Consider the following 12980-nt stretch of genomic DNA (forward strand, 5'->3'; position numbering starts at 1 on the left):
CTCCTTGCTGTGGCCACCGGTCGGTCGGCGCCCGGTCGGCTGTCACCTCCAGTGTCCACCGGACGCCGTGCGGGACGGGACTGTTCGGGGTCCCTTCGGGACAGGGCCGTTCGGCGGCCGTCAGCCGCCCGCGAGCCGCTCCAGCGCCTTGCGGACCACGATCGGGTCGGAGGTCTCCCAGAACGGGGGGAGCGAGGCGCGCAGGTATCCGCCGTACCGGGCGGTGGCCAATCGGGAATCGAGCATCGCGACCACGCCCTTGTCGTCGACGCTTCGCAGCAGGCGACCGACGCCCTGCGCCAGCAACAGCGCGGCGTGATTGGCCGAGACGGCGAGAAAGCCGTTGCCCCCGCGGGATTCGACGGCGCGCTGCCGGGCCGCCAGGAGCGGGTCGTCCGGGCGGGGGAACGGGATCCGGTCCAGGATCACCAGCGAGAGCGACGGACCCGGCACGTCCACGCCCTGCCACAACGACAGGGTGCCGAACAGGGACGTCGCCTCGTCCTCGGCGAACTTGCGCACCAGCTGTCCGGTGGCGTCGTCGCCCTGACACAGCACCGGCGTGTCGAGGCGCTGGCGCATCTCGGCGGCCGCCGCCTTCGCTGCCCGCGTCGAGGAGAACAGGCCGAGCGTACGGCCACCGGCCGCGGTCACCAGCTCCTCGATCTCGTCGAGGAACCGCGGTGACAGGCCGTCGCGGCCCGGCGGCGGAAGATGCTTGGCCACGTACAGGATTCCGGCCTTCGCGTGGTCGAACGGGGATCCGACGTCGAGGGCGTTCCACTTGGCGGCCGAGTCGTCGGACGGGGCCTCGGTGCCCGTCGCCATCGCGGTGTCACTCCGGACCGAGGCCTGCGCCGGCAGCCCCCACTCCACCGCCAGACCGTCGAAGGATCCGCCGACCGTCAGCGTCGCGGACGTCAACACCACCGTCGACTCGTCGAACAACCGGCTGCGCAGCAGCCCGCCGACCGACAGCGGCGCGATCCGCACCAGCTTGCCGCGCCGCTCGTCGTCGGACAGCCACACCACGTCCCGATGCTTGGCGGGATCGGGCTCGTCGAACGCCGTGAGCACCCGGACGGCACTGTCGTGCACCTCGTCGACCGCCGACAGCGCGGCCGCCCGCGCCGCCGCGGACTCCGGATCCGCCGCCGCCTGACCAGGCCGGGACGGACCGATCGCGGTGCGCACCGCCCACGCGGCGTCCCGGACCAGGGCCAGGGCCTGCCCGGCACCGTCGGGCAGGTGTTCCCACCGTCCCGCGGGCAGCTCCTCGAGCACCTCGGCCCATGCCTCCGACGACGCCTCGAGTCGGTCCGCGTCCTGCTCCTCGACCAGCTTCGTGCAGCGCCGGGCGGCCGCGCTGACCGTCGCCGGGGCCAACTCCGCAGTCGCCACGCCGGTCACCCGGTCCACCAGTTCGTGCGCCTCGTCGATCACGACCACGTCATGCTCGGGCAGCACCGCGATCCCGGAGATGGCGTCGATCGCCAGTAGCGCGTGGTTGGTGACGACGACGTCCACCTGCGCGGCCTCCGCGCGGGCGCGCTCGGCGAAGCAGTCCTCGCCGATCGGGCAGCGGGACTTGCCGAGGCACTCGCGGGCGGTGACGCTGACCTGGCGCCACGCCTGATCGCTGACGCCGGGCACCAGCTCGTCACGGTCCCCGGTCTCGGTGTCCGACGACCACTTCGTCAGCCGCTGCACCTCCCGGCCGAGCCGGGACACCGCGAACGCGTCGAACAGTTCGGTCTCCGGTGCCGGCTGCTCGGCCATGCCGGTGTGCACCTTGTTCATGCACAGGTAGTTGTTGCGGCCCTTGAGGATCGCGAACCGGGGCTCCCGGCCGAGTGCCTTCTTCAGTGCCTTCGCGAGGCGCGGCAGGTCCCGGTCGACCAGCTGGCGCTGCAGCGCGATCGTCGCCGTCGAGATCACCACGGTGCGGCCCGACTCCACCGCATGCCGCACGCTCGGCACCAGGTAGGCGAGCGACTTGCCGGTGCCGGTGCCTGCCTGCACCGCGAGGTGCTCCCCGGACTCGATCGCGTGCGCGACCGCCGACGCCATCGTCAGCTGGTTCCGCCGCTCGGCACCCCCGAGAGCGTGCACCGCCTCGGACAGCAACTCGGGGACGGTGGGGAGTTCACGCACCGGACAAGACTACTGCCCGCGGATCGGTGCGGGCGTCGCCGTCCCTCATTGCTCGCGCGCCAGGCGCGGGATCACTCCGCCGGCCAGCACGTCGTCGATCTGCCGGCGGGAGAGCCGGTGATGGACCGGGACGATCCCGTCCCGGGCGGCCGGGGACACGGTCAGTGCCGATCCCGACTGCAATGCCTCGCGGAGCCCGTCGAGAAGCAGCACATCGCCCTGGGCGACGCGTTCGTAATCGGCAGGATCGTCGAACTCCAGTGCCAGCACACCGAAGTTCGCCAGGTTCTGCCAGTGGATGCGTGCGAACGACTTGGCGAGCACCACGCGCAAGCCCAGATAACGCGGTGCGATCGCGGCGTGCTCACGCGACGAGCCCTGCCCGTAGTTGTCCCCACCGACGACGACGTGTCCGTCCGCGGACGCGGCCGCCCGCTCCGGATATGTCTCATCGATTTGTGTGAACGTGAACCTGGCCAGCTCGGGAATGTTCGACCGGTACGGCAGCGCCCGCGCCCCGGCGGGCGAGATCTCGTCGGTCGAGATGTTGTCGCCCACCTTCAGGATCACCGGGGCCTCGATCCGATCGGGCAGTGGTCCGAATTCCGGGAGGGACGAGATGTTGGGTCCCTTGACCACCCGGACGCGTCGCGCGTCATCCGCAGGCAGGGGCGCAACCAGCATGGCGGTGTTCACCGCGGCACGGGTGGGCAGTTCCAGGTTCGGATACGCCATTCCACTGTCCTTCGCCCAGTCGCGCGGATCGGTGATACTTCCGGTGAGCGCGGACGCGGCGGCCGTCTCGGGCGAGCACAACCACACCGAATCCTCCCTGGTGCCGGAGCGCCCGGGGAAGTTGCGGGGCATCGTCCGCAGCGAGTTCCGGCCGGTCGCGGGCGCCTGCCCCATCCCGATACAGCCCATACAACCGGACTGATGGATCCGCGCGCCGGCGCCGATCAGTTCGAGAGTCGCTCCCATGCGCGTGAGGTCGGCGAAGATCTCCCGCGAGGACGGGTTGACGTCGAAACTCACGCCCGGCACCGTCTGACGTCCCGCCACCATGGCGGCGGCGATCGCGAAGTCGCGCAGTCCCGGGTTGGCGGACGAGCCGATCACCACCTGGCTGACGTCCTCGCCGGCGACCTCGCGCACCGGGACCACGTTGTCGGGCGACGAGGGCATCGCGATCAGCGGCTCGATGGTCGACAGATCGATCCGCTCGGTCACGTCGTATGCGGCGCCGTCGTCCGCGAGGAGCTCGACGAAGTCGCCCTCGCGGTCCTCGAGACGCAGGAACTCCCGCACCGCGTCGTCGGCCGGGAACACCGACGTCGTCGCGCCCAGCTCGGCGCCCATGTTCGCGATCACGTGGCGATCCATCGCGGTCAGCGTCGCCAGCCCTGGGCCGTGGTACTCGATGACGCGGTTCACGCCGCCCTTGACTCCGTGCCGGCGGAGCATCTCGAGAATCACGTCCTTGGCGGAACACCACGGCGACAGTCGGCCAGCGAGCTCCACGCCCCAGATTCGTGGCATCCGCAGGTGCAGCGGTTGACCGGCGATGGCCAGTGCGACCTCGAGCCCGCCGACCCCGATGGCCAGCATGCCGAGAGAGCCCGCAGCGGGAGTGTGCGAGTCGGAGCCCACCATCGTCTTGCCCGGGATCCCGAATCGCTGCATGTGGGTCGGATGCGACACCCCGTTGCCCGGTTTGGAGTACCACAGGCCGTAGCGCAGGCAGGCGGTCCGCAGGAACTCGTGGTCCTCGGCGTTCTTCTCGTCCGTCTGCAGCAGATTGTGGTCGACATACTGGGCGCTCAGCTCGGTTCGCGCCTGGTCGAGGTGCAGTGCCTCGAGTTCCTGCATCACCAGCGTTCCGGTGGCGTCCTGGGTGAGCGTCTGATCCACGCGGATCGCGATCTCCTCGTCCGGTTCCATCCGCCCGGAGACCAGGTGCGTTCCGATGAGCTTGCCGGCGACAGTGCCCTTCCGGCCGGCAGTGGTCGACATGTCTGCTCCCACCCGCCGCCGGGGCGTCCCTGGACGGTGGCGGGGCCGCGTCGCAGGGCCTGATCCGCTGTCTCCCAGCATGCACCGGAAACTGCGGCTGTGCTACGAACGTGAACGGGACGTACGGCCCGTGGTCACCGTTTGGTTGTGCGGCGCGGTGTCGGAGCCGACCAGCCGACCAGAGTCACGCCTGCGTTCTGCATCGCGTGCATCGCCGTGCGCACCGTGTCCGGCGCCACCCCGGCCGTGTAGTCCAGCAGCACCCGCGTGTCGAATCCCTCCCGGACCGCATCCATCGCCGTCGCGCGCACGCAGTGGTCGGTGGCGATCCCGACCACGTCCACGGCGGCGATCTCGTGGTCCTGCAGCCAGTCGGTGAGCGAGTCGCCGTCGCTCGAACTGCCCTCGAACCCGGAGTAGGCCGCCGCGAAGTTGCCCTTGCCGAACACCTCCTGGATCGCGGAGGTGTCCAGCGCCGGATGGAACTCGGTGCCCGGCGTCCCGACCACACAGTGTGGCGGCCAGCTGTCGCGGAAGTCGGGCCGGTCGGAGAAGTGCGGCCCGGGGTCGATGTGCCGGTCCGCGGTCGCGACGATCGCGGCGTACCGCGGACGTCCCGGCGTGGCCAGGTAGTCGCTGACCGCCGCCGCGACCGCTGCGCCGCCCGTCACGGCGAGGGAGCCGCCCTCGCAGAAGTCGTTCTGCACGTCGACGATGATCAGGGCCCTGCGGATGGTGGTGCTCATGACTCGATTCTTCACGCGAAGTCGCCGACGTACCGCGTCGGGACCGCCGCCTCGCCGTGCGAGAGCTTGAGACCCTCCCACGGCAGACTCACCAGGTTCCGCGCGAGCAGTTCCCGTGCGTCGTCGAGACCGGGCAGATCGGGTTCGAGCTCGCCGCCACGGACCATCGGGATCATCAGCGGCCGGCCGGTCAGCCCGCCGCCGTCCGGAACCGGTGCGTCCGCCGGGTACACGACCTCCTCGACGATCGTCCCCGTCGTCCGGGCGAACCGGATGGCGCACTTGCCGCCGCCGCGCGACGACTTCTGGCTGCTGCGCTTCTCCACCGGGATCCCGTCGACCTCGACCAGCTTGTAGACCATTCCCGCGGTGGGCGCACCGGACCCGGTGACCAGCGCGGTCCCCACGCCGTAACTGTCCACCGGTTCGGCCCGCAGTGCCGCGATCGCGTACTCGTCCAGGTCGCCGGACACCACGATCCTCGTCTTCGTCGCGCCGAGATCGTCGAGCTGACGGCGCACCTGCCGGGCCCACACCCCGAGGTCGCCGGAATCGATCCGCACGCCGCCCAGCTCCGGTCCGGCCACCGCGATCGCGGTCTTGACGCCCTCGGTGATGTCGTAGGTGTCCACCAACAGCGTGGTGCCGACGCCGAGCTTGGCGACCTGACCGCGGAACGCCGCCGCCTCGTCCGGGCCCGCGGCGGTGGTGTGCAGCAGGGTGTACGAGTGGGCGCTGGTCCCCGCGCCGGGCACGCCGAAGCGGCGCACCGCCTCGAGGTTGGAAGTGGCGGTGAACCCGGCCAGGTAGGCGGCGCGCGAGCACGCGACCGCGGACTCCTCGTGTGCGCGCCGGGAGCCCATCTCGATCAGCGTCCGGCCGTCGGCGGCACTGACCATCCGGGCCGCCGCCGACGCGATCGCGCTGTCGTGGTTGAGGATCGACAGGATCAGCGTCTCCAGCAGGACGCACTCGGCGAACGAGCCCCGGACCGACAGGATCGGCGACCCCGGGAAGTACAACTCGCCCTCCCGGTAGCCGTCGATGTCGCCGGTGAACCGGTAGTCCCGCAGCCAGGACAGGGTGTCGTCGTCGAGGAACGTCGACGCGACCGCCAGCTCGGGTTCGCCGAACCGGAACCGCTCCAACGCGTCCAGCAGCCGTTCGACACCGCCGACGACGCCGTAGCGGCGGCCGTCGGGGAGGCGGCGGGCGAAGGCTTCGAAGGTGCAGTGGCGCTCGGCCGAGCCGTCGGCCAACGCGGCCGCGAGCATCGTCAGTTCGTACTGGTCGGTGAGCAGTGCGGTGCTGGTCGCGGGCTGGGACCACTGGGAGTTCGTCACGCCGTCACCCTACGAGCAGCCGGGCCGCCGGGACCGGCGCGGACCCGGCGTTTCGCGCGCGTGGTCCGCAGGGTATTGCTCGCGCGGTGTTCAATTGGTCCGGATGGCGTCGTAGTCTGGACATATGGCTCCGCGCCCGTACATCACTCTCATGGCCGTGCCGATGGCCAGCATGCCCACCCCGGCTCCTACGGTGCTGCCCGAACAGGCAGAGGTCACCGACGAGGACGAATCGCTGAACCGGCCCTGGGTGACGGTGGTGTGGGACGATCCGGTGAACCTCATGCACTACGTGACGTTCATCTTCCAGAAGCTGTTCGGCTACAGCAAGGCCAAGGCCACCGATCTGATGATGCAGGTGCACAAGGAAGGCAAGGCGGTCGTCTCGTCCGGTTCCCGGGACAAGATGGAGCACGACGTGCAACGCCTGCACGCGGCCGGCCTCTGGGCCACCATGCAGCGCGACAGCTGAGCCACCCCCTGACTCGGAAGGACTGCCAGGTAACCACCCGTGCGCACATGGAGCCGTAAGAACTCGCTGGGCGGCGTCAAGATCCGGTCCGAGATGGATGCCCGGGAGGCGTCGGTACTCAGGTCGCTGGTGACCTCGGTGCTCGGCCTGCTCGAGGACCGGTCGGCGTCCGCGCCGCAGGACGATCTCGCCGAACTCACCGGACTGCGGACCGGCAACTCCGCCGCCCCGACCGACGCGACGCTCGCCCGGCTGCTGCCGGACTTCTTCGGGTCCGGCCGCGACACGGTGGATCCCGATTCCCGCGACGCCAACGACAACGGCGCGCTGCGCAGCCTGTACGAGCCGGAGATCATCGACGCCAAGGTCGCCGCGGGTGCGGTGATCCTGCAGACCGTGCCCGCCGACGGCGGCAAGGTGGTGCTCACTCCCGAGCAGGCCGAATCCTGGCTGTACGGCCTCAACGACATCCGGCTCGCGCTCGGCACCACGATCGGGATCGACGCCGACACCCCCGACGAACTCGACCCCGACGATCCGCGGGCGCCGCACCTGGACGTCTACCACTGGCTCACCTGGATGCAGGACTCCCTGGTCCAGGTCCTCCTGCCGTGACGGTGGTGCCGGGGCCCCGAAACGCCCTGACCGACGTCGCAGGCCTGCTCGTCGGCCACCACCACGAACTCGACGCCGACGCCACCCTCGGGTCCGGGCGGGCCACCGGCTGCACCGTCGTCCTCACCGCCGGCGGGGCGACCGCGGCGGTCGACGTGCGCGGCGGCGGACCCGGCACCCGCGAGACCGACCTGCTCGACCCCAGTCACAGCGTCCAGAAGGTGGATGCGGTGCTCCTGACCGGTGGCAGCGCGTACGGCCTTGCCGCCGCCGACGGGGTGATGCGCTGGCTCGAGGAACGCGGCCGCGGCATCCCGATGGATGCCGACGGTCACGTGGTTCCGATCGTGCCCGGCGCGGTGATCTTCGACCTGCCGGTCGGGCAGTGGTCGGTGCGCCCGACCGCCGATCACGGGTTCCTCGCCGCGGACGCCGCCCGCACCGACTTCCGGCGGGGGACTGTCGGTGCCGGCGTCGGCGCCCGTGCGGGAATCCTCAAGGGCGGCATCGGCACCGCCAGTGCCGTGCTCGGCGACGGGCCCGCCGCGGGCGCCACCGTGGCCGCGCTGGTGGTCGCCAACCCGGTCGGGTCGGTGTTCGACCCGGCCACCGGACTGCCGTGGGGGGTCGCGGCCGGCGACGCGGCCGCATGGGGACTGCGGGTGCCCGACTCCGCGGAACTCGCCGCCGCGATCGAACTCGGCGGCAAGGGGACCGTCCTCAACACCACCATCGGAGTCGTCGCCACCGACGCCCCGCTGAGCAAGGCCGCGTGCCGCCGCGTCGCGGTCGCCGGGCACGACGGACTGGCCCGCGCCATCCGGCCCGCGCACTCACCGCTCGACGGCGACACCCTGTTCGCGCTGTCCACCGGGACACACGACCTGCCCGCCCCCGCGGCCGAGGTACCGGCCGCGTTCCCGCCCGACCTGCCGGTGCTCGACGCCGTGTGCACGGCCGCCGCGGACGTCGTGTCCAGGTCGATCGTCGACGCGATCCTCTCCGCCACCACGGTCGCCGGGATCCCCAGCTACCGCGACCAGTTCCCGTCCGCGTTCGCCGGGTGAGTCAACGCGTGTGAGCCGCCGCCGAACGGTCCCACATGGGTAGGCTCGGGGCATGACCCAGCCCACGTCGTCCTTCCCGGTGCCCGGGCCGTCGAATTCGCCCGTGCCCACCGGATCTCGGCCGCAGTGGCAGCAGGCGGCGATCGCGATCAGCGCCTTCGTGGTCGGGTTGTACGTGCTCGAGTTCATCGACATGCTCGTGGGCAACCGGCTCGACGGCGGCGGAGTCGAGCCGCGCACGCTCAGCGGGCTGTGGGGCGTCCTGTTCGCGCCGGTCCTGCACTACGGCTGGGGGCACCTGCTCGCCAACACGCTCCCGCTGCTCGTCCTCGGATTCCTGGTGATGCTGTCCGGCATCGCACGTGGGCTCGAGGCGACCGCGATCATCTGGGTGGTCGGAGGCCTCGGGGTCTGGCTGACCGGCGGGTCCGGCACCAACCACCTCGGGGCGTCGGTGCTCGTGTTCGGCTGGCTCGCCTACCTGATCGCCCGGGGCCTGTTCACCCGGCACTTCGGGCAACTGGCACTGGGGCTCGTGGTCCTGCTGTTCTACGGCGGAATGCTCTGGGGCGTGCTGCCCGGCCAGCCCGGGGTGTCGTGGCAGGGACACCTGTTCGGCGCGGTCGGTGGTGTCCTCGCCGCCTGGATCCTCGCCTCGGATGTGCGGGCCGCGCGCGCGGCGAAAGCGCTGCCTCAGTAGTCGGCCGGCGGCCCGGATCGGGGCCGGGGGCGGGCGGGTGTGACGGCAGGCTCAGCGGCCGGTTCGGGGTGCGTTCGTCTCGATTCGGGCCGATCCTTTTTCGTCACCGGCCGGGCGTGGCAGCATGACCCTTATGCGCATCACCGTCCTGGGTTGTTCGGGCAGCGTCGGCGGGCCCGACTCGCCTGCGTCGGGCTATCTGCTCACCGCACCGGACACCCCGCCGGCCGTCATCGACTTCGGGCCCGGCGTACTCGGTGCCCTGCAGCGGTACGAGGATCCCGGGGCGGTGTCGATCTTCCTGACCCACCTGCACGCCGACCACTGCCTGGACATCCCCGGACTGCTGGTGTGGCGCCGCTACCACCCGAATCCGCCGGCCGGGCGGGCCCTGCTGTACGGCCCTGCGGACACCCACCCCCGGATCGGATCCGCTTCCGCGGAGTCCGCAGGCAGCATGGACGACGTCTCCGACACCCTCGACGTCCGGCGCCTCACCGACGGCGGCACCTTCGACTACGGCCGGCTCACCGTGCAGTCGGCCCGGATGTTCCACCCGCCGGAGGCGTACGGCCTCCGATTCACGAACCCGGCCGGCCGCACGCTGGTCTACACCGGCGACACCGGCATGTGCGACCAGGTGGTCGAGCTCGCCCGCAATGCGGACGTGCTGCTGTCCGAGGCGTCGTGGACCCACCACCCGGACCGTCCCGTCGGCATCCACCTGTCCGGTGCGGAGGCAGGCAGGCTCGCCACGCTCGCCGGGGTCGGGGAGCTGCTGCTCACCCACATTCCGCCGTGGACCTCACGCGAGGACGTCATCGCCGAGGCGAAGGCCGAGTTCTCCGGTCCCGTCCACGCCGTCAGCGCGGGCGACGTCTTCGATATCTGAGCGGCCGTGCCGTCCGGTCGGCGCAGCCGGCGGTGTTGTCCCGTCGGGCGGCCGACCGTGTTGTCCCGTCGGCGCGGCCGACTGTGTTGTCCCGTCGGCGCGGCCGACTAGGCTCACCGGGGTGAGCAGACGACTGGACGGTAGGGCGGACGACGAGCTCCGCGAAGTGAAGATCACCCGAGGATTCACCAGCCATCCCGCGGGTTCGGTGCTGGTCGAGTTCGGCAACACCCGCGTGATGTGCACGGCCAGCGTCGAGGAGGGCGTGCCGCGCTGGCGGAAGGGCTCCGGCCTCGGCTGGCTGACCGCCGAGTACGCGATGCTGCCCGCAGCGACCCACACCCGCAGCGGCCGCGAGTCCGTCAAGGGCAAGGTCGGCGGCCGCACCCAGGAGATCAGCCGCCTCGTCGGCCGGTCCCTGCGCGCCTGCATCGACCTCGCCGCCATCGGTGAGAACACCATCGCCATCGACTGCGACGTGCTGCAGGCCGACGGCGGCACCCGCACCGCGGCCATCACCGGTGCCTACGTGGCGCTGGTCGACGCCGTCAGCTACCTGCGGGCGGCCGAGTTGCTGTCCGATCCGCAGCCGATCTCCTGCGGCATCGCCGCGGTCAGCGTCGGCGTCGTCGACGGCCGCGTCCGGCTCGACCTGCCGTACGAGGAGGACTCGCGCGCCGAGGTCGACATGAACGTCGTCGCGACCGACACCGGCACCCTCGTCGAGATCCAGGGCACCGGCGAGGGCGCGACCTTCCCGCGCACGACCCTCGACAAGCTGCTCGACTCGGCCCTCGCCGGTTGCGAGCAGCTGTTCGAGGTGCAGAAGGCCGCGCTCGCGCTGCCGTACCCGGGCGAGCTGCCCGAGCCGAAGACGCCCGAGAAGAAGAAGTTCGGTGCCTGAGCGGTCGGATACGGGCGCCGATGGCACCGTCCGGCTGCTCGTCGCGTCCCGGAACGCGAAGAAGCTGGGCGAACTGCGCCGGGTGCTGGAGACGGCAGGCGTCGAGGGCATCGAACTCGTCGGCCTGAACGAGGTGCCGGAGTTCCCCGAGACGCCGGAGACCGGCGCGACCTTCGAGGAGAACGCCCTCGTCAAGGCCCGCGACGGGGCCGCCGCCACCGGATTGCCCTGTGTCGCCGACGACTCCGGGCTGGAGGTCGACGCACTGAACGCGATGCCGGGTGTGCTGTCCGCGCGCTGGGCGGGCGGTCACGGCGACGACGCGGCGAACACCGCGCTGGTGCTGGCGCAGCTGTCCGACACCCCGGACGACCGGCGCGGCGCGGCGTTCGTGTCCGCGTGCGCGCTGGTGGTGCCGGGCGGAGTCGAGCGCGTGGTCCGCGGGACCTGGCCGGGGTCGATCGCCCGCGAGCCCCACGGCGACGGCGGCTTCGGCTACGACCCGGTGTTCCGGCCCGAAGGGGAGGAGCGCACCGCCGCGCAGCTCACTCCGGCCGAGAAGGACGCCGCCTCGCACCGCGGCCGCGCGCTGGCCCAGCTGGTCCCGGATCTCGCCGCTCTCGAGGCCCGCGGCTGACGTTCCACCCCCCCCCGTAAATCCCGAATGGCCCATTCGTTCAGTTGAACTGAACGAATGGGCCATTCGGGAAGAATGGGGAGTGCGCTCTCAGAGGTTGAAGGCGGCCTTGACCTCTTTCGTCCGCCGGTGCTCGGCGACGAACGAGAGGAACGGGATGGTGCCGGCGAGCGCCGTCGCGACGATGGTCGTGGCCTTCCAGCGCGCCTTGATCGCCAGGTCGATGGTGAAGGCCAGGTACAGCATGTAGAACAGCCCGTGCACCTGTCCGATGTAGAAGAACCACGACGGCGCGCTGCTCGCGTCGGACAGGATCAGGTACTTGTAGATGAGTTCGGCCGTGAGGATCAGCAGCCAGACGCCGGTGATGTACGCGAGCGCCCGGTAGCGCGTCAGCGCCGAGGCGATCTTCTTGGTGTCGCGGACTTCCGTGGTGGTGACGGTCTCGTCGGGGGCCGTGCTCACGTGCTGCTCCTATCGGCCTCGCTCGCCCGGAGCTGCGCGAGGTAGTTGTTGTACGCCTGGTGGGCCTCGTCGTCGGGGTCGTCGGCGTCGAGGACCTCGGCGGCCTTCTGGTTGCGCTGCGGCAGCAGATCGGCCGGGATCTCGCGGGGCGCGTCGCCGTTGGCCGCCTTCGGCTGGTCCTCGGGTGCGATGTCCTCCAGCTGCACGAACCGGCGGTACGCGTAGACCACGAACGCGGCGAACAGGGGCCACTGGAACGCGTAGCCGAGATTCTGGCCGTTACCGCCGACGGCCTCGAAGCGGGTCCACTGCCAGTAGCCGAGAGCCAGGCATGCGGCGGCCGCAACGATGACGAACACGATCAGTGCCGGTCGGCGGCGGGAGGGTGTACGGGCCACACCTCGACGGTACCCGAGGTGGGAAGGGGTGAAGCCGGTGGTCGGGGAGGTGAGGGTCACAGTTGCCCTGCCCGACAACTCCAGCTGTGGTGCGCGAGGGGGGACTCGAACCCCCACGTCCGAAGACACCAGGACCTAAACCTGACGCGGCTGCCAATTACGCCACTCGCGCGTGCAGGACAGACTATGCCACGGCATCGTCGCCGGACGCACACGAGGAGTCTGCCCCGAACTGGTTTCTGTGGGCCGATCCGACGCCCTCCAACACCGACGCCGCAGGGGTCGGCCGTGAAGGTAAAGAGGACTTCGATGCTCGAACCACAAAAATAACGGTTGGATAACGATCAATGTGAGGGATTCCTCAACTTTGCTACTCACGAGTACTCCGCGCTGCCAGCGCGTTCTTTCTTACTGGAAAGTCACTTGGACGACTGTCCTGTGAGCTGCGTCACGCCTACTACCTGGTAGAACGTCGTACCTGGACGGTAAACGTGAGGAATTCCTCATGATCCTGTGTCACCCTGTTCGCACCCCCGAAGAACCACCCGCGAGCGCGACGATGCGCCGTCGGGAG

General features: G+C 70.7%; 13 protein-coding genes and 1 tRNA gene. 7 read left to right on the forward strand and 7 right to left on the reverse strand.

Annotation, left to right across the window (positions count from 1 at the left end):
• Positions 1 to 120: 120 nt before the first annotated feature.
• The 4 genes from ACWDUM_RS12330 to ACWDUM_RS12345 all read right to left on the reverse strand — a co-directional run bounded on the left by ACWDUM_RS12330 (position 121) and on the right by ACWDUM_RS12345 (position 6256).
• Positions 121 to 2154, reverse strand: a complete 2034-nt coding sequence (locus ACWDUM_RS12330; RefSeq protein WP_450134219.1) for an ATP-dependent DNA helicase — start codon at positions 2152 to 2154, stop codon at positions 121 to 123.
• 45 nt (positions 2155 to 2199) lie between these two features.
• Positions 2200 to 4167: an aconitate hydratase gene (locus ACWDUM_RS12335; protein WP_450134220.1), complete on the reverse strand. Its 1968-nt coding sequence runs from the start codon at positions 4165 to 4167 to the stop codon at positions 2200 to 2202.
• 134 nt (positions 4168 to 4301) lie between these two features.
• A complete protein-coding gene (locus ACWDUM_RS12340) occupies positions 4302 to 4913 on the reverse strand; it encodes an isochorismatase family protein (protein WP_450134221.1) in 612 nt (203 codons plus the stop codon).
• An 11-nt stretch (positions 4914 to 4924) separates the two neighbouring features.
• Positions 4925 to 6256 carry a nicotinate phosphoribosyltransferase gene (locus ACWDUM_RS12345; protein WP_450134222.1) on the reverse strand — a complete coding sequence of 444 codons (1332 nt, stop codon included), beginning with the start codon at positions 6254 to 6256 and terminating at the stop codon, positions 4925 to 4927.
• A 124-nt stretch (positions 6257 to 6380) separates the two neighbouring features.
• Here ACWDUM_RS12345 and clpS point away from each other — a divergent pair, with 124 nt between their 5' ends.
• The 7 genes from clpS (at position 6381) to rdgB (ending at position 11543) form a co-directional block, all read left to right on the forward strand.
• The gene (gene clpS / locus ACWDUM_RS12350; protein WP_450134223.1) at positions 6381 to 6728 is read left to right on the forward strand and encodes an ATP-dependent Clp protease adapter ClpS; all 348 of its coding nucleotides are present in this window, start codon (positions 6381 to 6383) and stop codon (positions 6726 to 6728) included.
• A gap of 39 nt (positions 6729 to 6767) precedes the next feature.
• Positions 6768 to 7343, forward strand: coding sequence for an oxidative stress transcriptional regulator AosR (gene aosR / locus ACWDUM_RS12355; RefSeq protein WP_450116980.1), 576 nt, complete (start codon positions 6768 to 6770; stop codon positions 7341 to 7343).
• Positions 7340 to 8410, forward strand: coding sequence for a P1 family peptidase (locus ACWDUM_RS12360; protein WP_450134224.1), 1071 nt, complete (start codon positions 7340 to 7342; stop codon positions 8408 to 8410). Before aosR ends, ACWDUM_RS12360 begins: the two co-directional genes overlap by 4 nt.
• Before the next feature lie 52 nt (positions 8411 to 8462).
• Complete coding sequence (locus ACWDUM_RS12365) at positions 8463 to 9110, forward strand: rhomboid family intramembrane serine protease (RefSeq protein WP_450134225.1); 648 nt, start codon at positions 8463 to 8465, stop codon at positions 9108 to 9110.
• Positions 9111 to 9243: 133 nt separating this feature from the next.
• Positions 9244 to 10002, forward strand: a complete 759-nt coding sequence (locus ACWDUM_RS12370; protein WP_450134226.1) for a cyclic nucleotide-degrading phosphodiesterase — start codon at positions 9244 to 9246, stop codon at positions 10000 to 10002.
• Between the two features lie 121 nt (positions 10003 to 10123).
• Entirely contained in the window at positions 10124 to 10906 is a 783-nt protein-coding gene (gene rph, locus ACWDUM_RS12375) for a ribonuclease PH (protein ID WP_450116984.1), read from the forward strand.
• Between the two features lie 34 nt (positions 10907 to 10940).
• Positions 10941 to 11543, forward strand: a complete 603-nt coding sequence (rdgB, locus tag ACWDUM_RS12380) for an RdgB/HAM1 family non-canonical purine NTP pyrophosphatase (RefSeq protein WP_450134722.1) — start codon at positions 10941 to 10943, stop codon at positions 11541 to 11543.
• Between the two features lie 90 nt (positions 11544 to 11633).
• On the opposite strand, the gene ACWDUM_RS12385 is transcribed toward rdgB, so the two are convergent.
• The 3 genes from ACWDUM_RS12385 to ACWDUM_RS12395 form a co-directional block, all read right to left on the reverse strand.
• Positions 11634 to 12008, reverse strand: coding sequence for a DUF3817 domain-containing protein (locus ACWDUM_RS12385; protein WP_450117238.1), 375 nt, complete (start codon positions 12006 to 12008; stop codon positions 11634 to 11636).
• Complete coding sequence (locus tag ACWDUM_RS12390; RefSeq protein WP_450134227.1) at positions 12005 to 12406, reverse strand: transcriptional regulator; 402 nt, start codon at positions 12404 to 12406, stop codon at positions 12005 to 12007. Before ACWDUM_RS12390 ends, ACWDUM_RS12385 begins: the two co-directional genes overlap by 4 nt.
• 87 nt (positions 12407 to 12493) lie before the next feature.
• Positions 12494 to 12578 (reverse strand) — tRNA-Leu (locus ACWDUM_RS12395).
• Between the last annotated feature and the right edge of the window lie 402 nt (positions 12579 to 12980).

It is taken from the genome of Rhodococcus sp. NPDC003322 (assembly GCF_053589555.1).

Coding starts and splice junctions, on each gene's coding strand:
- ACWDUM_RS12335 (WP_450134220.1), bottom strand. CDS start 4,167: ATGTCGACCACTGCCGGCCGGAAGGGCACTGTCGCCGGCAAGCTCATC.
- ACWDUM_RS12365 (WP_450134225.1), top strand. CDS start 8,463: ATGACCCAGCCCACGTCGTCCTTCCCGGTGCCCGGGCCGTCGAATTCG.
- clpS (WP_450134223.1), top strand. CDS start 6,381: ATGGCTCCGCGCCCGTACATCACTCTCATGGCCGTGCCGATGGCCAGC.
- ACWDUM_RS12370 (WP_450134226.1), top strand. CDS start 9,244: ATGCGCATCACCGTCCTGGGTTGTTCGGGCAGCGTCGGCGGGCCCGAC.
- ACWDUM_RS12340 (WP_450134221.1), bottom strand. CDS start 4,913: ATGAGCACCACCATCCGCAGGGCCCTGATCATCGTCGACGTGCAGAAC.